The organism is Clostridium nitrophenolicum (assembly GCF_055391695.1).
The window spans coordinates 1,574,788-1,599,139 of the sequence record NZ_AP042469.1 but is presented as its reverse complement, the minus strand read 5'-3'; the positions used below and the strand labels follow the sequence as shown (position 1 = coordinate 1,599,139).

At 29.8% G+C, this 24,352-nt stretch carries 26 protein-coding genes and 1 other annotated feature; of the genes, 8 read left to right on the top strand and 18 right to left on the bottom strand.

Going from position 1 to position 24,352, the window contains the following annotated elements; all coding sequences use genetic code 11:
• Positions 1-41 precede the first annotated feature (41 nt).
• Both ACZ5N4_RS07465 and ACZ5N4_RS07460 read right to left on the bottom strand, forming a co-directional pair.
• Complete coding sequence (locus ACZ5N4_RS07465) at positions 42-983, bottom strand: sensor histidine kinase (RefSeq protein WP_464208581.1); 942 nt, start codon at positions 981-983, stop codon at positions 42-44.
• A gap of 1 nt (position 984) precedes the next feature.
• Positions 985-1,671 carry a response regulator transcription factor gene (locus ACZ5N4_RS07460; RefSeq protein ID WP_464208579.1) on the bottom strand — a complete coding sequence of 229 codons (687 nt, stop codon included), beginning with the start codon at positions 1,669-1,671 and terminating at the stop codon, positions 985-987.
• A 270-nt stretch (positions 1,672-1,941) separates the two neighbouring features.
• On the opposite strand from ACZ5N4_RS07460, the gene ACZ5N4_RS07455 reads away from it, so the two are divergent.
• Positions 1,942-2,553: an RNA polymerase sigma factor gene (locus ACZ5N4_RS07455; protein WP_464208577.1), complete on the top strand. Its 612-nt coding sequence runs from the start codon at positions 1,942-1,944 to the stop codon at positions 2,551-2,553.
• Entirely contained in the window at positions 2,531-3,409 is an 879-nt protein-coding gene (locus tag ACZ5N4_RS07450) for a hypothetical protein (RefSeq protein ID WP_464208576.1), read from the top strand. Before ACZ5N4_RS07455 ends, ACZ5N4_RS07450 begins: the two co-directional genes overlap by 23 nt.
• A gap of 78 nt (positions 3,410-3,487) precedes the next feature.
• On the opposite strand, the gene serS is transcribed toward ACZ5N4_RS07450, so the two are convergent.
• Both serS and namA read right to left on the bottom strand, forming a co-directional pair.
• Positions 3,488-4,765, bottom strand: a complete 1,278-nt coding sequence (gene serS / locus ACZ5N4_RS07445) for a serine--tRNA ligase (RefSeq protein WP_464208574.1) — start codon at positions 4,763-4,765, stop codon at positions 3,488-3,490.
• An 86-nt stretch (positions 4,766-4,851) separates the two neighbouring features.
• Positions 4,852-5,057 (bottom strand) — a binding site (T-box leader).
• 232 nt (positions 5,058-5,289) lie between these two features.
• A complete protein-coding gene (gene namA, locus ACZ5N4_RS07440; protein WP_464208571.1) occupies positions 5,290-6,306 on the bottom strand; it encodes an NADPH dehydrogenase NamA in 1,017 nt (338 codons plus the stop codon).
• A 144-nt stretch (positions 6,307-6,450) separates the two neighbouring features.
• On the opposite strand from namA, the gene ACZ5N4_RS07435 reads away from it, so the two are divergent.
• Positions 6,451-6,786, top strand: coding sequence for a winged helix-turn-helix transcriptional regulator (locus ACZ5N4_RS07435; protein ID WP_464208569.1), 336 nt, complete (start codon positions 6,451-6,453; stop codon positions 6,784-6,786).
• Between the two features lie 357 nt (positions 6,787-7,143).
• Here ACZ5N4_RS07435 and ACZ5N4_RS07430 read toward each other — a convergent pair whose 3' ends face one another.
• Entirely contained in the window at positions 7,144-7,449 is a 306-nt protein-coding gene (locus ACZ5N4_RS07430; protein ID WP_464208567.1) for a MerR family transcriptional regulator, read from the bottom strand.
• A complete protein-coding gene (locus tag ACZ5N4_RS07425) occupies positions 7,436-8,692 on the bottom strand; it encodes an MFS transporter (RefSeq protein WP_464208565.1) in 1,257 nt (418 codons plus the stop codon). The genes ACZ5N4_RS07430 and ACZ5N4_RS07425 overlap by 14 nt, the downstream gene beginning before the upstream one ends.
• 845 nt (positions 8,693-9,537) lie before the next feature.
• On the opposite strand from ACZ5N4_RS07425, the gene ACZ5N4_RS07420 reads away from it, so the two are divergent.
• Positions 9,538-10,227 (top strand): DUF1361 domain-containing protein, encoded by a 690-nt coding sequence (locus ACZ5N4_RS07420; protein ID WP_464208563.1) that lies wholly within the window; start codon positions 9,538-9,540, stop codon positions 10,225-10,227.
• A gap of 46 nt (positions 10,228-10,273) precedes the next feature.
• Here the strand turns inward: ACZ5N4_RS07420 and ACZ5N4_RS07415 are convergent, their stop codons facing one another.
• Positions 10,274-10,843: a phosphatase PAP2 family protein gene (locus tag ACZ5N4_RS07415; protein WP_464208561.1), complete on the bottom strand. Its 570-nt coding sequence runs from the start codon at positions 10,841-10,843 to the stop codon at positions 10,274-10,276.
• 369 nt (positions 10,844-11,212) lie between these two features.
• Between ACZ5N4_RS07415 and ACZ5N4_RS07410 the strand changes: the two genes are divergently transcribed.
• The 4 genes from ACZ5N4_RS07410 to ACZ5N4_RS07395 are packed head-to-tail and all read left to right on the top strand — an operon-like array spanning position 11,213 to position 14,605.
• Positions 11,213-11,743 carry a sigma-70 family RNA polymerase sigma factor gene (locus ACZ5N4_RS07410; protein ID WP_464208559.1) on the top strand — a complete coding sequence of 177 codons (531 nt, stop codon included), beginning with the start codon at positions 11,213-11,215 and terminating at the stop codon, positions 11,741-11,743.
• 2 nt (positions 11,744-11,745) lie between these two features.
• Positions 11,746-12,843, top strand: coding sequence for an anti-sigma factor family protein (locus ACZ5N4_RS07405; RefSeq protein ID WP_464208557.1), 1,098 nt, complete (start codon positions 11,746-11,748; stop codon positions 12,841-12,843).
• 5 nt (positions 12,844-12,848) lie between these two features.
• Positions 12,849-13,754 (top strand): ABC transporter ATP-binding protein, encoded by a 906-nt coding sequence (locus ACZ5N4_RS07400; RefSeq protein ID WP_464208555.1) that lies wholly within the window; start codon positions 12,849-12,851, stop codon positions 13,752-13,754.
• Complete coding sequence (locus ACZ5N4_RS07395; protein WP_464208553.1) at positions 13,754-14,605, top strand: ABC transporter permease; 852 nt, start codon at positions 13,754-13,756, stop codon at positions 14,603-14,605. Before ACZ5N4_RS07400 ends, ACZ5N4_RS07395 begins: the two co-directional genes overlap by 1 nt.
• A 134-nt stretch (positions 14,606-14,739) precedes the next feature.
• Here the strand turns inward: ACZ5N4_RS07395 and ACZ5N4_RS07390 are convergent, their stop codons facing one another.
• The 11 genes from ACZ5N4_RS07390 to ACZ5N4_RS07340 form a co-directional block, all read right to left on the bottom strand.
• Entirely contained in the window at positions 14,740-16,185 is a 1,446-nt protein-coding gene (locus ACZ5N4_RS07390) for a cell wall-binding repeat-containing protein (RefSeq protein ID WP_464208552.1), read from the bottom strand.
• 257 nt (positions 16,186-16,442) lie between these two features.
• The gene (gene rsiV / locus ACZ5N4_RS07385) at positions 16,443-17,345 is read right to left on the bottom strand and encodes an anti-sigma-V factor RsiV (protein ID WP_464208550.1); all 903 of its coding nucleotides are present in this window, start codon (positions 17,343-17,345) and stop codon (positions 16,443-16,445) included.
• 1 nt (position 17,346) lies between these two features.
• A complete protein-coding gene (locus ACZ5N4_RS07380) occupies positions 17,347-17,844 on the bottom strand; it encodes a sigma-70 family RNA polymerase sigma factor (protein ID WP_464208548.1) in 498 nt (165 codons plus the stop codon).
• A 207-nt stretch (positions 17,845-18,051) separates the two neighbouring features.
• The gene (locus ACZ5N4_RS07375) at positions 18,052-18,900 is read right to left on the bottom strand and encodes a YihY/virulence factor BrkB family protein (protein ID WP_464208545.1); all 849 of its coding nucleotides are present in this window, start codon (positions 18,898-18,900) and stop codon (positions 18,052-18,054) included.
• A 296-nt stretch (positions 18,901-19,196) separates the two neighbouring features.
• On the bottom strand, positions 19,197-20,495 hold the full coding sequence (locus ACZ5N4_RS07370) for a hemolysin family protein (protein ID WP_464208543.1): 1,299 nt from the start codon (positions 20,493-20,495) through the stop codon (positions 19,197-19,199).
• Between the two features lie 197 nt (positions 20,496-20,692).
• Positions 20,693-21,031 (bottom strand): GNAT family N-acetyltransferase, encoded by a 339-nt coding sequence (locus ACZ5N4_RS07365; protein WP_464210862.1) that lies wholly within the window; start codon positions 21,029-21,031, stop codon positions 20,693-20,695.
• Positions 21,028-21,249: a hypothetical protein gene (locus ACZ5N4_RS07360; RefSeq protein ID WP_464208541.1), complete on the bottom strand. Its 222-nt coding sequence runs from the start codon at positions 21,247-21,249 to the stop codon at positions 21,028-21,030. The genes ACZ5N4_RS07365 and ACZ5N4_RS07360 overlap by 4 nt, the downstream gene beginning before the upstream one ends.
• A gap of 82 nt (positions 21,250-21,331) precedes the next feature.
• A complete protein-coding gene (locus ACZ5N4_RS07355; RefSeq protein ID WP_464208539.1) occupies positions 21,332-22,324 on the bottom strand; it encodes an alpha/beta fold hydrolase in 993 nt (330 codons plus the stop codon).
• 223 nt (positions 22,325-22,547) lie between these two features.
• Entirely contained in the window at positions 22,548-22,850 is a 303-nt protein-coding gene (locus ACZ5N4_RS07350; RefSeq protein ID WP_464208537.1) for a hypothetical protein, read from the bottom strand.
• Positions 22,851-22,914: 64 nt separating this feature from the next.
• Positions 22,915-23,220: a hypothetical protein gene (locus tag ACZ5N4_RS07345; RefSeq protein ID WP_464208536.1), complete on the bottom strand. Its 306-nt coding sequence runs from the start codon at positions 23,218-23,220 to the stop codon at positions 22,915-22,917.
• A gap of 319 nt (positions 23,221-23,539) precedes the next feature.
• Positions 23,540-24,079 (bottom strand): serine/threonine protein kinase, encoded by a 540-nt coding sequence (locus tag ACZ5N4_RS07340; RefSeq protein WP_464208534.1) that lies wholly within the window; start codon positions 24,077-24,079, stop codon positions 23,540-23,542.
• Positions 24,080-24,352 lie beyond the last annotated feature (273 nt).

Genomic DNA, 24,352 nt, shown 5'->3' with positions numbered 1-24,352 from the left:
CTTACAATTTTCTTAAATCTTACAGCAAAAATGAGATAAAACTAATGTTTTACCTCATTTTTTGCTAAGTCCTTATTCAGTGTAAATGTAAATTCAGTTTTTTCAAAAGGGTTGCTTTTTACATAAATAGTTCCCTTCTGAGCTTCTACTAACTTTTTAACTATAGTAAGGCCCAGACCGCTGCTTTTTAGATTTAATTTTCTAGACTTTTCAATGGTATATAGTCTGTCAAAAATATAATCTATTTCTTCTTTTGGAATTCCAGCACCGTTATCCCATACATCTATAAAAACATAATTCTCATCTTCTCTTAAGCTAATTCCAATAAGAGTACCTTCAGAGCCATATTTCAAAGCATTATTTATAAGATTGTTTAAAATTCTATTTATTGCTTTTTCATCTCCAAAGCCGTATATGTCCTTTTCTGGAATATTTATTTGTGCTTCCATATTAAACTTCTTAAATTCATTAAAAAATGCTACTACATTTTGCCTTACAAGTTCAGATATGTTTATCTGCTTTATTTCCAGTATAACATCCTTTGATTCAAGCTTAGAAACCTGAAAAAATTCTTCCATTAGTTTATATAAATGATTTCCTTTATCGTAGACTATTTTTATGTATTGTCTTTTTTCCTCTTCATTTAATGCGTTGTCATTAAGAATAAGCTCCATATATCCAAGCATTGAAGTTAAAGGTGTTCTGAGATCATGAGATATGTTGGATATCATTTTCTTTATAGAATCTTCGTTTATTCTATTTTTTTCAAATACTTTTTGAAGTCTTTCTATTAATTTATTTATGTTTATAGTTAAGACCTCTATAGGTTTTATATGATTTTGAAGTCTTATCCTCTGATTTAAGTTTCCTTTTACAACCTCATCTAGTGTTTTGCTTATATAATTTAATTTTTTGCTTAATAAAACTATTAAAATCACAAGAATAGCTATTATAGTCATTAAAATATATACTAATATTCTCATTTTAATCACCAAGCTTATAGCCTATTCCCCATACTGTTAATATATATTTAGGATCATTAGGATTGTCCTCAATTTTGTTTCTTAATCTTTTCACATGAACCATTACAGTATTATCATCATTTACATAATCATCTTCCCATACATTATTAAATATCTGAGCCTTTGTAAACACCCTATCTGGATTTGAAAGAAAGAATTTTAAAAGCTCAAACTCTTTTGGAGTTAAATTTAATTCTTTATTTTGTTTAAATACTTTATAATTTGAAGCATCTAACTTTAATTCACCATGTTGTAAAATCAATTTTTGTTTATCTTCATTATAATAAACATATCTTCTTAGTTGAGCTTTAACTCTTGCAGTTAACTCTCTTGTTGAGAATGGTTTTACTACGTAATCATCAGCACCCATACCTAGTCCAATTATTCTATCTGTTTCTTCAGCTTTAGCCGAAAGAATAATAACAGGAGCATTATTAACAGTTCTAATTTGCCTGAGTACTTCCATTCCATCAACATAAGGGAGCATTAAGTCAAGTATTACTAAGTTGAAAGTGTTATCGTATTTTTCTATGGCTTCTCTTCCATCAAAAAACTGAACTATATCATAGCCTTCCTTTTTTAAAGCATGAAAGATTAAATTATTTATTTCTTCATCGTCTTCTACAATTAAAATTTTCGATTTTTCCAAAGTTGACACCTACTTTAAATCTTATTTACATACCAATTATAACATTAATTTCAAATAAGTATATATTATGTTAAAATGAGTTCTTGTGATGTATATACCATTATTTTGGGTATTAATTGGAATGTCGAATGCTGAAATGGAGTATTCCATAATTACTTATCTAAATAAAATCTATCAATAAATTTATGCAGCTCTATTAAAATCTTTTGAACCTTTTTTGCATTTAATGTCTCTTATATTATAGGTGCACCTAAAAAAGGAGGTAATGACGTGGATGAGATCAGTTTGATACAGCGCTGTAAGGAAGGCGACATGGACGCCTTTAACGATTTATTTAAAAAATATAGCAAGCAGGCCCTTAGGACAGTGTATCTTATAAGTGGACGAAATGATATAGCAGAAGATGTGGTACAGGAAGCTTTTATAAAATGCTATAGTGAAATAAAAAGCTTAAAAAATCCTAAAACATTTCAAGCTTGGTTTTATCGTCTACTTACAAGAATAGTATGGCGTTATTGTTCAAAAGAAAAAAATCATTTATACATAGAAAGTATTAATGATAATAAGGATACAATTGCGGATAGTTTAGTGTTATCTGATATAGCAGAACGAGATGAACTTAAAGAATTTGTGAATGAAGCCATTAACAGACTGAGTTTGCCTTTAAAAACAACTGTAGTTCTCTATTATTATAATGAACTATCTATCAAAGAAATATCAAAAATCTTAGGCTGTTTTCAAGGCACAGTTAAATCAAGACTTTGTAATGCTAGAAAATTGCTTGAAAAAGAATTACGTAGTAAAAAATTTGAAGGCTACTCTTTTGCTGATAACTCTATTAGGAAGGAGCAAGATAAAAATGTCAAACCAACAACAATTTAAAGATATAGTAAAAGCAGCTTTGTTGGATAAGGCTGAAGAAGTGTCTCCATCGGATAACATGTTTGAAAGTATTAAATATGAAATTCAATCAAATAGGAGTGAAAAAAGATTTATGTTAAAAGAAAAGTTTTTGCCACTAAATTTAAATTTAAAAAAATCTATTATTACTGCATCATGCGGTGTATTTATAATTGCAGGATCAGTTCTTACATTTTCACCTAGTATTAGGGCTTCAGCTCTTCAAATCATAGATAAAAATGTTAATGGTTATACAAGTATAAGGAATTACGATAAAGCACCATCAAAAGATACTCTAAAGAAAGATTTAGGATACGAAATAAAAATGCCGGCTTCCCTTCCGGAAGGATATAAATTAGTTGATAGTGACATAACTGGTCATATTGATGGCTCAGCACCACCAGAGAAACAATATGATAAGAAGGCAGCAAGTGCAATATATTCAAAGGATATGTTAAGAAAAGAAGCCATATCATTAGATGCTTTCAAAGGTAAAGAAGCAGAAGATTTGCCAATATTTAAAAATTCTAAAACAGTAACTATTGGAACTACTACTGCTTACTGGACAGAATACACAGTGCATATATTACCTATGGACATGTTTGATAAAATGTCACAACAGCAAAAGGATGAACTTGATAAAGCTTCTAAAGATGGAAAAGAACTTTTAGTTACTGTTGGAAGTAATAAGGGCAAAAAGCTTAATGAGCAATTTAAAACTGCACATTCATTGAGATGGACAGATAACGGGGTAAATTATCAACTTATTGATCAAAATAATAAATTGACTTTTGAACAAATGTCAAAAATGGCTGAGAGTATAATAAACTCAAAATAACCTAATAAGAAAATAGATTTTAAACTTATTGAAACAAATTAACAATAAAGGCTGCGTATCAATACGCAGCCTTTATTATTATTTAATTACTGTCATTCCGCCCATATATGGTTGTAATGCAAATGGAATGTTTATAGAACCATCTGCATTTAAGTTGTTCTCTAAGAAAGCAATCAACATTCTTGGAGGTGCAACAACTGTATTATTTAATGTATGTGCAAAGTATTTGCCATTTTCACCATTTACACGAATTTTTAATCTACGTGCTTGTGCATCACCTAGGTTAGAACAGCTTCCTATTTCAAAGTATTTTTTCTGTCTAGGAGACCAAGCTTCTACGTCTACTGATTTTACTTTTAAGTCTGCTAAGTCACCTGAGCAGCATTCTAAAGTTCTTACTGGTATATCTAAAGAACGGAATAGATCTACTGTATTTTGCCATAATTTATCGTACCACATCATGCTGTCTTCTGGCTTACATACAACAATCATTTCTTGCTTTTCAAATTGGTGAATTCTATATACTCCTCTTTCTTCAATACCATGAGCTCCTTTTTCTTTTCTGAAGCAAGGTGAGTAACTAGTTAATGTGTGTGGTAAAGATTCTTCTGGTAATATAGTATCAATAAATTTACCAATCATAGAATGTTCGCTAGTTCCTATTAAATATAAATCTTCACCTTCTATTTTGTACATCATAGCATCCATTTCTGCAAAACTCATAACACCAGTTACAACTTCGCTACGAATCATGAAAGGTGGAATGCAATATGTAAAACCACGGTTTATCATAAAGTCTCTAGCATAGGAAATTACTGCAGAATGAAGTCTAGCAATATCTCCCATTAGGTAATAGAAACCATTACCAGCAACCTTTCTAGCACTGTCTAAGTCAACTCCATTGAATTTTTCCATGATGTCAGTATGATATGGAACTTCAAAATCAGGTACAACTGGCTCTCCATAACGCTGAACTTCAACATTTTCACTATCGTCTTTACCAATTGGAACACTTGGGTCAATTATATTTGGAATAGTCATCATATTCTTTTTAATTTTTTCTTCCAATTCGCCTTCTTTTGCTTCTAATTGAGCTAAACGTTCAGACTCTGCTGTAACCTTTTTCTTCATTTCTTCTGCTTCTTCTTTTTTGCCTTGAGCCATTAATCCGCCGATTTCCTTTGAAATCTTGTTTCTATCAGCTCTTAAAGCATCTGCTTCTGTCTTTACATTTCTAAGTTCAAGGTCCATAGCGATTACCTCATCTACTAAACCTAACTTATTATCCTGAAACTTTTTCTTCATGTTTTCCTTAACAATTTCAGGGTTTTCTCTTACAAATCTTAAATCTAACATAATTTTCCCTCCTAAGTTAAATGTAAATATTATTTTGTCTTAAACCATAAGATAAAAAAACTTCCGTCCCATATATAAACATTTATATATGGGACGGAAGGAATCCGCGTTGCCACCCAAATTGCTGATCTATAATAAGAACCAGCCACTCGACAGTAGTATAAAGGCTACCAACCTTTCGATTCATCACCGACAGCTCCAAAAGTGGAACGATTTAACCTTTCACCGATTCTCACCAACCATCGGCTCTCTAAAGAAATTTATAAATCATAGCTTTTATCAACACTGTTTCCCTAATATATATTATAACCTAATTATACATAATTTTATACGTATTTGCAAGTAAAGACTTAATTTAATATTTCTCACCAATTTATAACAGTCTAAGGGGTAAGGTATCATAAGCAGGTAATAAGAATAATCTATCTTTACTTATGGGCTAAATATTCAATTTTTAGGTCAAGAAAATTTATAATAAGATTTACCATAGTTAATTTTAAGATAGACTTTTTGATATCAGTATATTATTTAAAAGCACCTTTATATTGCTCTGGATAATCAATATCTAGATTTCTAATTTTTGCTTCATTTAATACAAAGTATGGATTTCTTAAAAGTTCCCTACCAATTGCAACTAAGTCTGATCTATCATTTGATATTATTTCCTCCACCATATTAACATCTGTTATCAATCCAACAGCTATTGTAGGAATATTACATTTAGTCTTAATTGTATTTGAAAAATTAACTTGATATCCTGGGTACGTATTTATTTCTGCTGGAACCAATCCTCCTGTACTTACATGTACAATGTCAATATATTCTTTGACATCATTTATAATTTCAACCATGTCATGTAAATTTATTCCACCATTTTTATAATCATAAGCTGACACTCTAAGCAAAATTGACTTTTCCTTTGGCCATACTTCAACTACCACTTGTAGTACTTCTTTAAGAAATCTTGTTCTATTTTTTATATTTCCGCCATATTCGTCTACTCTTAAGTTTGATAATGGTGATAGGAATTGATGTATCAAATAGCCATGAGCTGCATGTATTTCTATAGCATCAAATCCAGCCTCATCAGCTCTTTTAGCTGCCTCTTTAAAGCTTAGTATAATTTCTTTTATTTTATCTTTAGTTAGTTCTTTAGGTAATGAACTTTTTTCATCAAATTTAACTGCACTTGGAGCCACAACTTCACCAGCTGCTCCTACGTATTTTCTTCCACCATGATTTAATTGAATAGCAATTTTAGAACCATACTTCTTAACACCATTAACAATGTTTTTTAATCCATCTACGTGAGCATCATCCCAAATTCCTAAATCATTATCTGTTATTCTTCCATTTTTAGCTACTCCTGTAGCTTCAACTATGATAAGACCAACTCCGCCAATAGCTCTTGTAACATAATGATTGTAATGAAATTCATTTGCTTTGCCAGTCTCATCAGAAGAATACATGCACATCGGTGGCATAACAATCCTGTTCTTTAAATTTGTATTTTTTAAAATATAACTTTTGAAGGTATTCATAATTTTAATCTCCTTTTATTTAAATTTCTTGCTTATTGCCATTATATTTTATATACTATACTTTGAAAAGTAGTGATATTTTTTTCATATAATTTCAAAAAAGTAAGTAATGTGATAAATCAATAGATGAAAGGAATTTTATTTATGTCAGAAATTAAACTTGAACGTGGAAATCCTTCTGATAAATGTCCTATAGAAGCGGCAATAGATATCATAGGTAGCAAATGGACATTTCTAATAATAAGAGATTTATTAATAGACGGAACAATAAGATTTGGTGATTTGTTACGTTCTCTAGAAGGAATAAGCCCAAAAACCCTATCTCTTAGACTTCGCGAATTAGAAAAATTCGGTTTAGTTAATAGAATCGTTTATCCAGAAGTTCCTCCAAAAGTTGAATATGAATTAACTGAAAAAGGTAAAAAATTAGAAGCTGTATTTATAGAATTGAAGAAGTGGGGACTTACAATTATAGAGTAATAAAAAATTCTATGTTACTATTTGAAAGTAAATTATTCTTAATTTAACTATTAACATTAATAGTGTTACCTATATACAGCGAAACTAATTAGAAAGTTAACTTATGCAAAGGGATATGTTTCCAAAGCTGAAGTAGATTTAAAAACTTTGTGTCAGTCTTAGTGAAGGGTTTTAAGAGAACCTTAGAACTTTAGAGTTGTTTGAGCACAGCGAGTTCTCGAAAGTTCTTAGGTTGTCTTGAAACACAAACTTTAGACTGGCTAAAAGTTTTTAACGTACTAAAGCTTGGAAACATATACCGGCGTATAAGTTAACTTTCGGCCTTAATTATCTATAAAGCAACTATTTATTCTTTTGTCACAGGTATTTGAATTTCAGTAATGTACTCTTTAGGATTCTTAACTGACCACCCTCCTTAATCTCTTCTTTTCGAATGGTTAACATAGAAGATAAAAACTCAGAAGTTTGATCATAATCTATTATTTCTGTTATCTTATTTAAATAACCCCCTAAATCCTTAAGTGCTAAAATTTTATTGAGTCTAGGTAACTGTGCTGCAGAATAATATCTATAACCAGTAGAATCATCTACCTTTACAGGTTTTAGCAAGCCAATCTCATCATAGTGTCTTAGAGCCTTTATGGATACTTTAATATATATCATCTCCCCCTCTAACCTTATTAACACCACTTTTATCCATCATCAAAGAAATGACATATAAGACTAATACCGGTATTACTAATAATGAAGTGCATGCTATACCAATGCTTATAGAAATTTTTGTGGCTATGATTCCAATAATTGGTCCGCCTAAAATTTGTCCTAAAGCATTAACTTGTCCATTCATAGAAAGTATAGTAGCCCTTGCATTGTCATCGATATGGTTATTTAACCATGCACTAAATATAGGCTCATTTATAGTTCTAAATATGTTTGTTGATAAATAAGCTATTAGCATTAAGTTAAAGTGTCTTGTAAGTGCAAATACTAGCATGCATAAAATATAAAATATGTTTATAGCTAATAATATCTTTCCACTTTGATTCTTATTTTCTTTCTCTAGCTTCTTTGATATAAATTGCATTACTATAGCACTTAATATCATTCCTGTAATTCCAAATATACCGAACCAAGTTACTGGCTGAAGATTTCCAAGCTGTGGAAGTGTTGTATCCTGCAGAAAATGTGCATTGGAAAGTCTATCATAACCTTCGCTGGATAAACCATGAAACAGAGTTATAGAAAGCAAAATCATTACTATGGCTTTACTTTTCACAAATTTAAATCCCGTTTTAAAAGTGTACCCCATCTTTTTAAAAGTATTTAAATCTTCAGGAGCAGATGGTTTAAAATTGTTTTCCGGCATATACAATACTAAAAATAATGCCAAAGCTATAAACAAACATCCACTGACTATAATAGGCAGTCTAATGGATAAATTACCTATTATGGTGCTTAGTATTATTCCAATAACTGTACCTATTTGTCCTGCCTGTGCTCCTCTTATATATATTTGATCTAGTTCCTTAGTTTTCTCTTCCTCTGCAATCCAAGCCTCAACAGACCCACTGACAAAGGTGGAACCTAATCCCCATATTACCTGTGCTGCAAGTACAAAGATAAAACTAGCAACTGAACCTTCTAAGATAAATCCTAATCCTATTAAAACTGCACCAATAATAATAGATAGCTTACGGCTGTATACATCTGCAACTATACCTGTAGGAATTTCAAATAGAAAACATGCTGTTTCTAGCGTAGTTCCAACAAGTATAAGTTGAAGTGGATTTAAATGAACCTTTTCAATGTGGTATACTATCATAACTGTAGCTGCCAATGAAAAACACATTGCTGTAATAGCTGAAAATAATAAATAAATTTTATATGCTGAAAGTTTTTTAATCATTAACTATTCACCGTCCTTATATTATAAATAAATTTGCTTTTACTTTGTAATCTAGATATTTTAAATATATAAATCATCTTATCTCCTTAAATAAAAAAGGCCGCAAATGAACACAAGTTCACTTACAGCCTCATAATCATATGACCTAAATATAAACATGAAATATAGGACTTTAATTTATATAACTTATTACCAAGCTATATAGTTTAAAATCTTATATCATATCTATAAATGCAGCAAAAATAGGCATAAAAATACCGTGTTTAGAACACGGCTTTCCTATTATGCAAATAAGGTGTAACATGCTCATTATAATACTGACTATTTTAGAAGTACACAAATAAACATGGTAAAAATTAATTTTTTAAAATTAATCTCACCACGAACAAACCTTGAACAATTCAAGATTTTTCAACGTACTTCCTAAAAATAATCCTTATTCAGTTAGTTTAGTTAAAAACTACCTCTTTTTGCATATTTACAACACCTTTACATTTATATTTTTTTCATGTTTATATTTAAGTCTATTTATATTATACATAAATTTAGGGTTTTTTCAATGTACTTTTGCCTCAATTATGATATATTCTCAGTTATAACCAAAAACCCTATCAGATTTCTCCAATACGGTCATCAATTGTATATATTCAAAGATTGCCATTATTTCAACAACAGCGGATACTTTCTTTTTTAGGAGGAATACTTATACAAAAGTAGTAAATTTTAAAGAAAGAGAACCGATATTTGTTTACTTATATACACTACAACGGAAATAGTATTATAATTAGTATATAAACAAAGTATAATTTTTATATATTTCCCTAATATTGGACGGAGGAAAAAGTATGCTATCATTTTTAAAACAGTCTAACAAAAACTTATATCATTTAACTACCAAACTTATTGTAATAACCATAATAGCCAGCATATTTGTATTTTGTAGAGTCATTTTCTTCGACTCTGAAGGCTACCTTTTTTTAATATGGAATATATTTTTAGCATGGCTTCCATTTTATTTTAGTTTAATTTATACGAACTATAAGTTTAGAATAAATTTTTGCCAATATATAATTGGCTTATTATGGCTTGTTTTTTATCCTAATGCACCTTATATATTAACAGACTTTATTCACCTATCAAAATATAAATTTTATGAAAATAAATCATATGAAATAATCTTTAGCTTAGATTTTGCTATATGGTATGATTTCTTTTTAATTAGCATTTTTGTAATTATCGGTTTAGTATTGAGTTTTATCTCATTATCTATTATGCACAAATATATAAAGGAAAAATATAACTATATTTTAGGGTGGCTTTTTATTCTTATAATTTGTATGCTAAGCAGTTTCGGAATTTATTTAGGAAGATTTGCAAGGGTAAATAGTTGGGAGTTAGTAACTAATCCTTTGTATTTATTAAATGTTATTTTTAATAGTTTTAATCTTCAAGGGCTAATTTTTACTATCCTGTTCGGCATTCTAATTCTTATTTTCTATTTAACCTTTTTCTTAATGAATAAATATCATTCTTAAAAATTTGCCTATGATAGTTATAGTTATATCCAAATTAGCAAAAATGCTAATAATAAGTTAAGCACTTATAAATAAGATTTAAATAGTCTATGATTTCACTGTGAAATATATTTATCACTATCATAGAGCACAAAAGCCCTAAAATAATTCCTGTGACAACATCTGTTGGATAATGTACATTTAAATAAATTCTAGAAAAAGCAATTAATGAGGCTAAAATTACCACAAAAATGCTTAATCGATTGTTCATCATAATAAATATCCCTGCCGCTGCAAATGAAGATGCAGTATGTCCTGATGGGAAGGAATATGTTATAGGCTTTGATATTAGCAGCTTATTTTCTTTCATATTAACAAAGGGTCTTGTCCTCTTTATTAGATTTTTTATTATCCCTTCGCCAATAATTGTGGTTACAATAAGAGAAGTAATTAACATATAACCTTGAACTCTATAATTCTCATTAATTATCAAATATATCGAAATAATCACCCACACTATACCACCATTACCCATGACAGTAATCAGTGGCATTATTTTATCAAGTATTGAACATCGAAATTTTTTATTTAATAAATTCAACATCTTTATATCAACATTCTGTAAATAATTTATCATATAATAATCACTTCCCTTCTATGTTTTTATATACAATAGGTTGTCTTTAAATGCACCGCAATCAAATCCATCCTTATCATATTTCTTTACTTAATATATTCATTATGCAATAGAAAGGTTAAGAACAGATTATAAATATCTTAAGAAAATCTTAAAAGTATTCTTTAACAATTTCGATTTGAACTAAAACTCAACTGACACCTAACAAAAATCTTTTTTAAAAATCTTTGTCACAATTTTTAATACTCATGTGTTAATATTATAGATACCAAAATTGAAGAAAGAAAAAGGTATCAAAAATATTCTAGAATATATAATTCAAAAGCTTTTGAACAAGGTTACCTAGAGAGGAGGAAGGCAGTCAAAAGTATGGGTGTTATCAGCTATTTTAAGAAGAAAAAAGATGAGCAAAATTTTAGAACTACATATGAAAAATATTATGACACCATTTTCAGAAGAATCTCCTACCTCACTGGGGATATGCATGCAGCTGAAGATTTAACACAGGAGGTATTTATGAAATTATATAATTCACCACCTGATCATAACAACACTGCTGCATGGCTAAATAAGGTTTCTACTAATATTTCATATAACTATATAAGAGATAGAAAAATTCATGAAGGAAAAAACGAAGTGATTTATGAAAAAGAAATGGATAACGTAGTTTCAATTGAAGAAGCTGCAATTAATAATTGTGAAGTAGACTTAACTAAAAAAGTGCTAAATATGCTTTCACCTAGAGACCGTATGTGTCTGCTTCTCAAATTTTCAGGATACAAATATAGTGAAATTGCAGAAGTAATCGGAGTGGATAAAAACTCTGTGGGCACGCTTATATCGAGAGCACAAACAAAATTTAAGGATAACTACTTAAAATTAGAAAAAAGGGGTGAATAAAAATGAAGTGTCCAAGTCGAGGAAGCATTCAATCATATATTGACGGAGAACTTAATGATATTGAAATGAAAGAGATAGAAATGCATCTTTTTGAATGTGAAAAATGCAAGGAAATTTATAAAGAATTAAACTCTGTAAACAGTTTCGCTATGGGAAAGCTTCAGGATTATAAGAAAGAGTTTGATATAAATAATATAAAAACAGGAAATATGAATATTGAAGTAAAAAATAAAAAAGGAGCGTTTAAAGATATGAAAAAATATAAAAAAATAGCAGCAGCTGCCTGCACAGCCCTTGTACTAACTACTTGTGTTACGGTGGAACCTATAAGAGCATCAGTTATTAATGCGGTTTCAATTTTTAGAGCAAAGGATATTAAAAGTGTAAATATTTCATTAGATGATATTAAAAAGCTTGAAAAAGCACTTGAAGATCATAAGACAGATATTAATATTGATAAAATAGGTAAAGTTAATTTCCAAGGCGGCGAAGAAAAAACTGTAACTATGGAGGAAGCAAAAAAGACATTACCATTCACAATATCAGTTCCTAAAAATATACCAGAGAAAAATACAGAGAGTATTGTTATAAATGAATCTTCAAAAATTGATTTTACTCTAAACGTAGAAAATGTGAATCAACTCCTTAAATCTTTAGGAGGAAAAAAGGTATTTCCTAAAGATTTAGATGGAAAAACTTTTTCTCTAAACATGGCTGGAACATTAAGTATTAGATATAAAGATGCTGCAAATGACAAATATATAAACGTAACAGAAAGCAAAGTACCAGAAATTATTGCACCTGCGGAGGCAAATGTTGATGAAATATTCAATGCTCTTTCAGAGCTTTCTGTATTGCCTCCAGAGATGCAAAAACAGTTGAAATCCATGAAGGACTGGAAGAGCACCTTATATGTTCCTAACGTAGGAAATCAGCTTGAAGAATTAAATATTGATGGAATGAAAGCAGTTGGATGCTTTGAAAATAATAACGGGAACAAATTTTCTTCCATTTTAATTCTTAAGGATGGTGTTTTAGTTAATGTTAATGGTAATGTAGATAAAAATGAAATACTTGAAATTGCAAAATCTATGAGGTGATATTATTGGTAATTGAAACAGAAAATCTTTCTAAAATATATGAAAACAATAAGGGCTGCAGAGATATAAACATCTCTGTGCCCCAAGGCGAAATTTATGGATTTTTAGGTCCAAATGGCGCAGGGAAAAGTACCTTTATAAAAACTATTGTAGGATTATTGTTTCCTACTTCAGGGACTGCACGCATACTAGGCAGACCTATTGGAGATATTGAAGCAAAGAAAAAAATAGGATATTTACCTGAGCTTTTTAAATATCAGGAATGGATGACAGGGTTAGACCTCCTGTCCTTCCACTCCTCATTATATAAGCTTGATAAGAGAGCTGCTTCTATAAAAATAGAAGAAGTCCTTGAAATTGTTAATCTAAAAGGTGCTGAAAAAAATAAAATAGGTACCTATAGTAAAGGAATGCAGCAGCGAATAGGCATTGCCAGTGCTCTTCTTTGTGACCCAGAGCTTCTCTTTTTAGATGAGCCTACTTCTGCCCTAGACCCTATAGGAAGAAAAGAAGTTAGAGATATTATGTTGGAACTAAAAAACATGGGAAAAACTGTATTTTTAAATAGTCATCTTTTAAGTGAAGTAGAGATGGTTTGCGATAGTGCTGCTATTATTAGTAAAGGAACTATTATAAAACAAGGGAAAATGGCTGATCTCTTAGAAGGAGACACTGCTTTAGATATTCATGTAGAGAATATAAACAATGAAATTTTAAATAAGCTTGAAAAGATTGATAAAGATGTAATTTTTGATGGAAAAAACATTAAAATGCATGTAAAGGAAAATCATGAAATACATGACATCGCTTCATTAATTATAGCTGGCGGCGGAAAGCTCTATGGTCTTACCCCTCACAGAAATAGTCTTGAAGAGCTATTTATAAAGCTTGTTGAAAGGGGGCAAGAGTAATGTTTGCCATTGCACTCTCCACTTTTAAAGAAATCTACAGGAAGAGAATTTTTCATTTTATAGGCATATTAACTATATTATATCTTATTCTTTTAACCATTATTTTTAAATTTATGGGTAAGAATCTCGCTCAAAATAATGGTATGATAAATATGATTGTAGATCTTTCTTCTACTATTTCGATAGTTGGTTTTTATTTTTCCAGCATGCTTTTAGCCTTTCTAACGGTAATGCTGTCCATAGGAATAGTTTCCTCTGAATTAGAAAGCGGGACAATTTTGACCATTTTAACAAAGCCAATTAAAAGAATAGAATATATACTAGGAAAATACCTAGGCACAGCTATTCTTATTATTTTATACAGTGCTATTCTTTACATAGCAGTAATCATTATTTCTACCGTAAGTAAAATATCTATTGTAGAAACTTTTGGAGTAGCAGCACTGGCTAAAGGATTTTTGTTTTTTATTCTTCAGCCTTTAACCATATTGGCACTAGCTCTTTATGGAAGTACTAAATTCAAGACCTTAAATAATGGAATATTAATAATAGCTATATATATACTTGGAACAATTGGTGGGGTAATCGAGCAGGCAGGAGCGCTTACTAATAACGCTTCCCTTTCCACTATTGGAATAATTTCAAGTTTAATTTCTCCATTTGAAGTAATATATAGAAAAATGATCTCGACTATCTTTACATCCTTAGGCTCCTTTAATTTTCTTATGGGCTTTGGTATGCCAGGAAATTCAACCACACCAAGTGTATGGATGATGGTTTATGTATTGGTATATTTAGTGTTTTTTATATTTATGAGTATCAAGGTATTTAATAAGAAGGACATTGGATAGGTTTTAGATAATGGAAAGCACTTAAGAAAAGCATCACCACTTAATGGAAGTGGTGATGCTTTTTTAAGTTAAACTTCTGTAATCTTTTTAACAACCAATCTAAATTATTTTTGTTATCAATTCAAACTCTAAAATTAATTGTTATTTACCGGTGTGTCGTTAGTACCGTCTAGCTTAATTTTATAAGGAACTGATGGTGCTTCATCAAAAATGCGATTATAGTATATCCATCCATCAGTCACTTTTGGATAATATCCGTACACATCTGCTATTTTACTAATTCCACTGCCATCTATTTTAATTTTTGATAGAGAATGTTTATCAGGAGTAAAATAATAAATCCAATCTTCTGATATATCAAATCCATCTGGATATACATCTGCAATATAAGTTTTTTCTCCTCCATCTAGACTCATTTTATACAACTTATTAGAAGCGGTTGTAAAATACATGGTATCTTTATATATCTTAAAGTTTACTACTTGAGTTGATTGGTCAGATATTTGGGTTCTATCAGAACCGTCAATTTTAGTTTTATATATTCTACACTGACCTTCAGCTGATTGCTCTAATTGATAAATATAATCTCCCACAGTATCTGAAAAAATTATTGTATTCATTGATAAGAAGCTTTTAGCTAATGCATCAGTAACTACTCCAGTTCCTCCCAATATGTTAGCAGTGCTAACTGATGTTAGTTTTGATGATAAGAAGTTTTTAGTAGATTGTCCAGCATATTCACTTACCAATATAACTGCTGATGAATTTTTTGCAGCTAAAGCTGAGCCCGCTAAAGCATCTGGGAAATTTTCACCGTTAGATAAATAAATATTGTTAAAATGGAGCTCATTTTCAAATTTCTTTAATACTGCAATATTTGTATCATATCTACTATCCCCATATAATCTTTCAGCATTAGGAAGCGTATTAAAGATGTTATCACTTACTACATCATTTCCACCAATTACATATGTTTTATTTATCTTTTTATCTTTTATATACTTAGCAACACTACTAGGTAAATTTTCTCCTGATGTAAGTATTATAGGCATACCTTTTTGTGCTGCAATTGGTGCCATTGACATTGCATCTGGAAAGTTCTCACCAGAAGCCACCGCTAGCTCTCCATTGAACCCAAGTTGTTCAGCAACTTTAACTGCGGTTTCATATCTATCTTGTCCATAAAGACGTATAGTTTCAATATTTACTTGTGAAAGTCTTTTTTCTACAGCACTAGGTACAACTGCAGTTCCACCTATGATAAATACCTTTTTTACATTTAATCTTTTTAGTTCGTTCTCTACTCTACTATCAAGATTTTCTCCTGAATTTAATAATATAGGTGCATTATATTTTTTTGCAAGTGGATCAGCACTTAAGGCATCCGGAAAATTTTCTCCATTAGCTATAATAGCGTATTCTGAGCCATCAGACCAACCACTTTTAGAAATTTCAATGGCAGTATCATATCTGTCACTCCCCCAAACACGATGAATGTCAGCTGAAGCCATTACCTTAGTTGTAGCAGAAAAAGTTATACCTACAGCACATAGCATAAGTATTAATTTATTTTTTATCATCTTAATACCTCCATTTATTTATATGAATATCTCTTTGTAATATTGTTACTTTTATTTTGTACTCGCTTCAGTACTCTCCTTTTCTAAACAGTAATATTTTATCATTAAATTGCCTGTAATTCCATACATTTATAATTTTAACAGCTAATCTAAAATTACTATTACTTTTGCATTTTTAATTAATGAAATTTGAATTAAATCCTTATATAAAAAAGCGGCTGTATCCTTTTTTTGGAATACAACCGCTAATTTATTGTTTATTTAATATATTCATTACCAACTAAAATATCAGATATTACCTCCGTTGGAATTACAAATTCTACAACACCCATATATCCAGGAGCCACCTCATATTTATTAAAGGAAATTACCAATTTACCTTCTGCATTGATATAGAAATTTTGATTTTCTGATATTTTATCAAAAGTTTCCATATTTTTTCCACCACCGCCATTAGCAACCCAATAAACTTTATTGGAATCTGACTGCACCTGTTCTTGCATTTGCTTTTTTATGTTCTCGCTTATGACTTCTACATAGCGGTTATCTTTAAATAAGCTTGGCAGGGTTATTAAAACTTCTTTTTTCTTATCTATGGTATCATACTTAAATGTTGTTGAAGAAGAACCTACAGTATTTACAACATAACGTCCTACAGATAACAGCTTATCTGTATCCGTTTTTACAACATATCCGCTATCTACTCCTAAATGACCATCACCTTTTTTCTTCAGCTCTTCCATGTCAACCATAAAATCCTCATATAGCTTTTTATTTTCAGTAAGATATTTTTCATTTAAGCTGTTTTCTAGGTCCTTATTTTTCAATCCTTGTATGGAAGGTGTTTTTATATCGGCTTTGTGTTTATCTTCATTTACAGCATATTCTTTAAAGGTCAACACTTTAACAATACTGCCTACTATAGGTGTTTTTGACAGTGTTGCTGCAAATGCTGGGCTACTATTAACCCCTACTGTAAGTATGATTACGAATACAGCTACCGAAGCGGCTGCAGTACCTAATCTTTTAAATATGCCTTTTCTTTTCGTACTATACACACCGTTGTCTTTTAACGTCTTTCTTACTAAAAAGTCTAGCTCTTCTGGAATAGGTATTTCTTCATAATTCTTTTTAAGTTGATGCAAGCTTTTACTTTTCATATTAGACCTCCTTATAATTATTCATTTTTATACGCAGCATTTCAAGAGATTTATATAAACGAGTTTTTACTGTATTAGTATTTTCATTAAGAATTTCTGCAATTTCCTCTATCTTTAGGTCTTCAAAATACCTTAATATTATTAAAGTACGAAAGTTATCCGGTAGATTATTCAATGCTCTTTGCAAGTCAAAGTTTTCATACTCATCAACTGCTCCAGTGTCTAAGCTTATCAGAATCTCTTCTTCCACAATATCTACCTTTCCTTTTCTTCGCAGAAAATCTAGGGAAGTATTCACTAAAATCCTATAAAACCAAGTTTTTATGTAGTCCGGTTTTTTTAGTGAGTCCATAGAAGAAATTGCTTTACATATAGATTCTTGGACAATATCCAAAGCATCATCAACGTTTTTTACATAGCTGTATGCTAACCTATAGTGCTTTTCTTTATATTTAATAACATATTCTGCTATTTGTTCTTTCAAACAACTTTTGTGCATTGGCACCAACGCCTCCTTTTTTCTTTTAGATACGTATCTTAAGGGCTTTACACTTTATAGACGTTCATACAGCATAAAAAGTTTTTAACTCTTTCAAAATTAAATGTGATCAGTCCAATGCTTAATATTCCCTAATTAGCACTATAGCAGACGATCAAATCAAGCTTTTCTTGGGTTAATACATAAAAAGTTCAGAGCTCCATAATATCACTCTGAACTTTTAAAAGCCTTTGAATATGCTATTTTTGTACTACTATTTTCATGGTAGAGTGAAGCATTTACTTCTCCGCCTATTATAACAATAAGGGCTACAAGAAAGAGCCAGGTGAGTAGGATAATTATAGCACCTATACTGCCATAGATAACCGAATAATTAGCAAAGTTATTTACATAATATGCAAAGGCAGCAGATACAAGTATAAGGTTAAGAGTTGCCAGTAAAGATCCTGGCAAAACCTCCAGCCATGTAAGCCTTTTACATGGGGCATAACGATAGAGAGCAGTAAAAATAAATATAGCAGTGGATATAAATATAAGATATCTAATAACTGCCCATAAGATAAGTAATTCATGAGAAAAACCTAATTTATAAGCTGCATAGTTCCATATAATACGTCCCAATATTAATAAAAACATCATGATAAGTATTATAAAAGCCATTCCAAGGGTGCAAAGAATTGAAATAATCCTAACTTTAATAAAATTTCTTGATTCGCGAACTCCATAAGCTTTATTGAGGCCTTTTATAACTGCATTAAAACCAGCAGAAGCAGCCCATATAGTAAGTATTAAACTAAAAGACATAAGTTGATTGTGCTTGGTAGTAATTACCTCAGAAATTGCATTACTTATAAGGTTGAAGGCACTTACTGGCATAAGCCCGCTTAAAGCCACTAGTATTTCATTATTGCTCAAGGAAGTATGTCCTATAAGAGTCATAAGAAAAATTATAAAAGGGAAGAAAGATAAAACTAAATTATATGCAAGCTGATACCCCAAAGCTGGAACATCATCATTATTGAATCTATAAATTAAATCTAATAATAGTCTCTTCATATTATAACAGTCCCCTACAATATTCTTTCTATTATATTTTACATATTCCTATTATATGCCAGCTTGATTAGCTAATTCCAAAACAATAATTAAAGGATAATACCTGCCTTTCTTAATACAGAAAAATTAAGAAAGGCAGGCATTATCCCTATGAATAAACAAATGCTCTGGCGGCACCTTATTTGCCTTTTGATATTTCATACAAATCACCGCTGCAATTACGTACTGACTTTGATGTCAACCCAATTAGCTTTTTGAAAAAGTTTGTGAGATAGCCTTGATTCATAAGGTCTGTTTTAACTTTTCTCAGGTAATTTTTTAATTAGTACCTTGCTTATTCTTTTCCTATCACATTTTAATATGATAAATTCATAATCCTCATAATTGATTTTATCATTAACTTGTGGATATGACTTTAACTGTGAATATATCCATCCTCCTATGGTATCAATGTTTTCAGATTCAATGTTAGTTTTTAGTAGTTCATTTATATCCTCAAGAACTAGTTTCCCATCTACAATGTAATTACCATCTTCATTTTTGGTAATTTCATCACCTTCTTCATCAAACTCATCCTGAATTTCACCAACAATTTCTTCTAAAATATCCTCAATAGTTACTAAGCCTGAAGTTCCTCCATATTCATCAATAATTATAGCCATTTGTACTCTTTCTTGCTTAAATATCTTTAGCAATTTACTTATTGAAAGGGACTCTGGAACAAACTTAATCTCACGGATAATGTCTTCTATATTTTGATTGTTCCCCTCAATTTTCTGCTTATATAAATCCTTAATATGTATAAACCCAATAACATTATCCTTACTGTTTTTACATACTGGATATCTAGTTATCTGTTCATCTAAGGCAAATGCTATAATCTCATCAAAAGAATCCTCTAAAAAAATGCACGCCATATCAGTACGAGGTATCATTATTTCTTTTACGGTTTTCTCAGAAAAATCAAATATGTTATCTACAAAAGTTAATTCAGTTTTATCAATTAAACCATGCTTATAGCTATCTTCAACTAACAGCTTTATTTCCTCATCAGTATGAGCTGCTTCATGTTCATCAACCTGTGAAATTCCAAATATCTTTAGAACTAAATTAGTACTATGATTAAAAGCCCACATTACTGGATAAGTCAATTTATAAAACATTATAAGCGGTAGTGCTGTGTGCATAGCTATCTTTTCTGCATTTATAATTGCTAGAGATTTAGGTGCTAATTCTCCAAGTACAATATGAAAGGCTGTTATAATTGCAAATCCTAAAATAAAAGAAATTGAGTGTATAACACTTTCTGGCAAATGAAACAAGTTAAATATCGGCGTTAGCATATCTGAAACAGCAGGTTCTCCTATCCATCCTAAACCTAAGGATGCTAAAGTTATTCCTAGCTGACATGCAGATAAATATGAATTCAAATCATTAACAACCTTTAAAGTATGTTTCGCAGTTCTATCTCCTTCAAGTACTAATGTTTCTATCCTAGACTTTCGTACTTTTACCATTGCAAATTCTGTGGCAACGAAAAAACCATTCATAAATACAAGTAAAAACACAATAATAATATTTATTAGAATAATCATATATTAATAGTTTCCCTTCCAAGTCATTATATATATTTTACTACTTAATACCAACTTAAATAATAATCATTTTATCTCCCCCACATAATATAAATTTTCATCTATAGTCCCTCAATCTATTTTACAATATTCCTTTACTATTCTCAAATATTATAATTTATATAAGCTAATATCTTTTATGAAGTATTATTGAATAGTTATCGTTTAAAGTCTTCTTTTAGTATGGAATACATATTGCTGTCTTCAAAGCCAAAAATACTTTTGTACTTCTGCTTTGCCAAACCTTCAAATGTCATCCCTGATTTTTGCATAACCTTACCAGATGCAGGATTGTTTATCGAATGGTATGCTTCAATTCTATTAAATCCAATAGTCTCAAATGCAAAATCTAATACAGCTTTTAGCGCCTCTGTTACAATGCCTTGTCCCCAATATTTCTTGCCTATGCAATATGCAACATCTCCACAAAGGTCGTTTTCATTAACTACAAATAGACCGATTGCACCTATAGGTTCATTATTTCCTTTTAATGTTATAGCCCATTGATAAAAAATAGCTTATTATAAGAATCAATCCAATTGCTTAGTATCATTTTAGTTTCTTTTATGTTTTTATGTTTTGCCCATCTCATGTATTTACATATATCATTATCACTTGTCCAATTATTAAACACACTCTCTGCATCATTAATATTAAAACATCTTAGTATTAATCTTTGGGGTTCAATTTCTATCGTTCCTTTGTGATTTAGCACAAATTCCAACTCCTTTACTATTAGTTTCTTAATGAAATACAGCTGATTTATAATGCAGACTTTTTTTATAATGTGACAGAACTTATTTATGGTTTATGAGGTCTATTATTGATTTATTTATTATGTCTGGAGAATATAAATGTATATAATGTTTTGAACCACTAACAATTGTTTGTTCACTATCACTTGACCAGTTTTTGAATTCAATTTGACTTTTACTCCAAGCAGGGAACATATTACTATTACTTTGAGATGTAAAAATTCTAATAGGTATATTACCTAATTTCCCATTTTTTAATACTGTTTTTGCATTAATCGTAGAATTCTTTAATTCGTTTAATCCATCATTATTTACAATGTTTTTTAATGTCATAGCCATGTCTAATTTTTGCAGGTCTTCCGGTATCAAATTCATTCCATTCTTATCTGCACTTAATGTTTTATACATATTAGTTGTTTCAAATAATACACGAAGAATTCCAAAGTTTTTGAGTAATTTTGTAGTCTCATAATTAGAACTTGATAAAGGGTTATCCTTGTAAAATTCAGGGTTTCCAGCGTCTATAAAGACTATACCACTAACTTCGCCTTTATATTTTTGTGTAAATCTTATTGTTTCTAAAGAACCTAAAGAATGTGCAACAAAGATATATGGAGGCTTCTGTCCTGATTTTTCTAATGACATATGTATTTCATCAACTATTGTATCAATATCTCTTGATGATTTTGTACTTTCACTCCATCCAGTATCAGGTCTATCATAAATCACTACGCTAGCATATTTTGAAAGTTCATTATATAGAGGATAAAAATTTACATAAGGACATGAAACACCATTTCCAGATGCAAAAACTATTGTTTGTTTTCCATTACCTTTACTAAAAACATGCATATCTTGTCCATTTACTTTAACTAACTGTCCTGGAGGTGAGTATTTCTTATTATCTAAATATATCCCAACCCGTTGATAAGAATATCCAATCATAAGAGCGCATATTAAAAATAATATAAATCGCTTAGTATACTTTAGAAACTTACTATTCCTTTTAAGATTAATTTTGCTTTCAATATTCATTAAGCATACACCTTTCATTATCATCTATTTGTATTTCAAATGATTATTTAATACTAATTTTTATATAAAGTTAAAATATATCCATAATTTTAACATCGCATTATTTAATTCTCAAAGAGTATCGTTTGTATTTTTATTTTTAATAGTTACGTCGCTTTATTTTTGCATTACAACACAAAAACATCGTAAAATTCATTTCTGAATAATACGATATTTTTATAGATTATTCTTTTTCAGATATCTTTTTATAATGTACACTTATTTTACTATAGGGAATTAAAACAATAGGTTGATCTGCTGGTGTAAATAAATCTATACCCTCTTGATTTTCATCTGGTCTAAAATATTTTTTCCCATACTTTTCTATTACCCAACCTTTAGTCCCAGATGGGATCGAACCCCAATTACCATTTTTTTTAACTGACTCAAATGATGGCATTGGAACACTAAATCTACTTATCGATGGATAGTAGCATACCTCTGTAAGTTCAATTCTGTATAAATTCTTTCTTTCTAGAAAACTCATAAAAATCCCTCTACTCTATTCTTTATGGGCTTTTACCCCACTTACGGTTTATTGGTATAATATTCTATAAAAGTAATGTTTTAACTTTCATATATATTTTCTTTATTAACACCAATAATGCATAAATAATAAAAACATTAGCAAAGAAACCTAATATATTAATGCTCATTCCTTTATTTCCATCAAATAGATTACTAAAGAGTTGAGAACTTCCTTTATTTCCTTGATATATTGACAAATACTCACAAGGAAATCCAAAGTTATATTTTATTAAAGCTCCATTTTGTCCTATATTTGCTGGTACAATAAAGGAAATAATTATAGTAATTAATATACTTAATTTACATTCCCAAGTTTGTATCCTTCTCATTTTATTCACCTTTCTATATTATTGTCGCACAATAATTTTTTGCCAATCCGACTTAACTCTCATGGAAATTATATCATATTTCCTATATTATTACAGTAAGATATCTATACATGAGCTAATATCTTTTATAAGACATTATTAAATAAAGCTACATACCCTTTATAAAAAACAAAAAATAAACTAAAGCCCTTAGGTGTAAATAAGTACATCTAGGGCTTCAAATCATTGATATTACTTATATGTGTTGCCTTTCCAGCTTTACTACACACTCCATCTGAAGTAAATCTCGAAACATATCAACTTTAATTCCTTTACTGACTTAAAAAAAGCTCCCGCTGGTTGGTTTTTTATTCCAGGATTTATAGAGTTTAGGGTAGTTTTCATTTAAAAATCTCATATATTGTTTATAGCATCTAAGTCTTTTAAGCTCTTTTAACATTTTACGTGGATATAATGCCTTTTTATCTAAATAACGTGTAGTATCAACAATTCTAATTTTATGATCTCTAGTTACAAATACTTCTTGTATTCTGATATCTATTCTTGTGAATTTTAATTTAATAAATACATTGATGAGTTCTGTTAACTCTCTTGCTAAATCAGTATCAAATCCATTTTCTTTAATATAATCCTTAATATTTTCCCCCTCAATATATTCACGTATCATATATCTGTCTTTACATTCATATACTTTAGGAAATTGAGGATATCCTGAAGCGTGTTTTAGTACACGATATTCCATCTGCATATCTTTAGCGTGTTTACAGATCTTTATGCATCGATTTTCATCTAGCCTATAAACTTTACCATGACACCCCTTCCCTATCAAAGGTAATCCTTTTAAATTTATATTCTTCACTTTCTCATCTCCAGTATATTTTTTATCATTTCTAATATACTATATGAAAATATTCTTGTTTTTGAAATTATAATATGTATTTAATAATGTTAATGATACAAAAGCAATTCAAACAGTAACTAATGGTTTTATTGATTAAAGCAGTAATTAAATATGTCTGTGTCACTAAATCTTACAATTATGACAAAAAAATATCGTAAAATTCATTTCTAAATAATACGATATTTTTATAGATTATTTAATTTATAATGTTACTATCAGAGAACTAAAAGA

Excerpts from the sequence above, each read along its gene's own strand:
- namA (WP_464208571.1), bottom strand. The coding sequence starts at position 6,306 with ATGAATACCTTCAAAAGTTATATTTTAAAAAATACAAATTTAAAGAAC.
- ACZ5N4_RS07350 (WP_464208537.1), bottom strand. The coding sequence starts at position 22,850 with ATGAGTTTTCTAGAAAGAAAGAATTTATACAGAATTGAACTTACAGAG.
- ACZ5N4_RS07345 (WP_464208536.1), bottom strand. The coding sequence starts at position 23,220 with ATGAGAAGGATACAAACTTGGGAATGTAAATTAAGTATATTAATTACT.
- ACZ5N4_RS07395 (WP_464208553.1), top strand. The coding sequence starts at position 13,754 with ATGTTTGCCATTGCACTCTCCACTTTTAAAGAAATCTACAGGAAGAGA.
- ACZ5N4_RS07410 (WP_464208559.1), top strand. The coding sequence starts at position 11,213 with ATGGGTGTTATCAGCTATTTTAAGAAGAAAAAAGATGAGCAAAATTTT.
- ACZ5N4_RS07380 (WP_464208548.1), bottom strand. The coding sequence starts at position 17,844 with ATGCACAAAAGTTGTTTGAAAGAACAAATAGCAGAATATGTTATTAAA.
- ACZ5N4_RS07390 (WP_464208552.1), bottom strand. The coding sequence starts at position 16,185 with ATGATAAAAAATAAATTAATACTTATGCTATGTGCTGTAGGTATAACT.
- ACZ5N4_RS07375 (WP_464208545.1), bottom strand. The coding sequence starts at position 18,900 with ATGAAGAGACTATTATTAGATTTAATTTATAGATTCAATAATGATGAT.
- ACZ5N4_RS07465 (WP_464208581.1), bottom strand. The coding sequence starts at position 983 with ATGAGAATATTAGTATATATTTTAATGACTATAATAGCTATTCTTGTG.
- ACZ5N4_RS07425 (WP_464208565.1), bottom strand. The coding sequence starts at position 8,692 with ATGATTAAAAAACTTTCAGCATATAAAATTTATTTATTATTTTCAGCT.
- ACZ5N4_RS07435 (WP_464208569.1), top strand. The coding sequence starts at position 6,451 with ATGTCAGAAATTAAACTTGAACGTGGAAATCCTTCTGATAAATGTCCT.
- ACZ5N4_RS07450 (WP_464208576.1), top strand. The coding sequence starts at position 2,531 with ATGTCAAACCAACAACAATTTAAAGATATAGTAAAAGCAGCTTTGTTG.
- ACZ5N4_RS07355 (WP_464208539.1), bottom strand. The coding sequence starts at position 22,324 with ATGAATATTGAAAGCAAAATTAATCTTAAAAGGAATAGTAAGTTTCTA.
- ACZ5N4_RS07430 (WP_464208567.1), bottom strand. The coding sequence starts at position 7,449 with ATGATATATATTAAAGTATCCATAAAGGCTCTAAGACACTATGATGAG.
- ACZ5N4_RS07370 (WP_464208543.1), bottom strand. The coding sequence starts at position 20,495 with ATGATTATTCTAATAAATATTATTATTGTGTTTTTACTTGTATTTATG.
- ACZ5N4_RS07415 (WP_464208561.1), bottom strand. The coding sequence starts at position 10,843 with ATGATAAATTATTTACAGAATGTTGATATAAAGATGTTGAATTTATTA.
- ACZ5N4_RS07405 (WP_464208557.1), top strand. The coding sequence starts at position 11,746 with ATGAAGTGTCCAAGTCGAGGAAGCATTCAATCATATATTGACGGAGAA.
- rsiV (WP_464208550.1), bottom strand. The coding sequence starts at position 17,345 with ATGAAAAGTAAAAGCTTGCATCAACTTAAAAAGAATTATGAAGAAATA.
- serS (WP_464208574.1), bottom strand. The coding sequence starts at position 4,765 with ATGTTAGATTTAAGATTTGTAAGAGAAAACCCTGAAATTGTTAAGGAA.
- ACZ5N4_RS07420 (WP_464208563.1), top strand. The coding sequence starts at position 9,538 with ATGCTATCATTTTTAAAACAGTCTAACAAAAACTTATATCATTTAACT.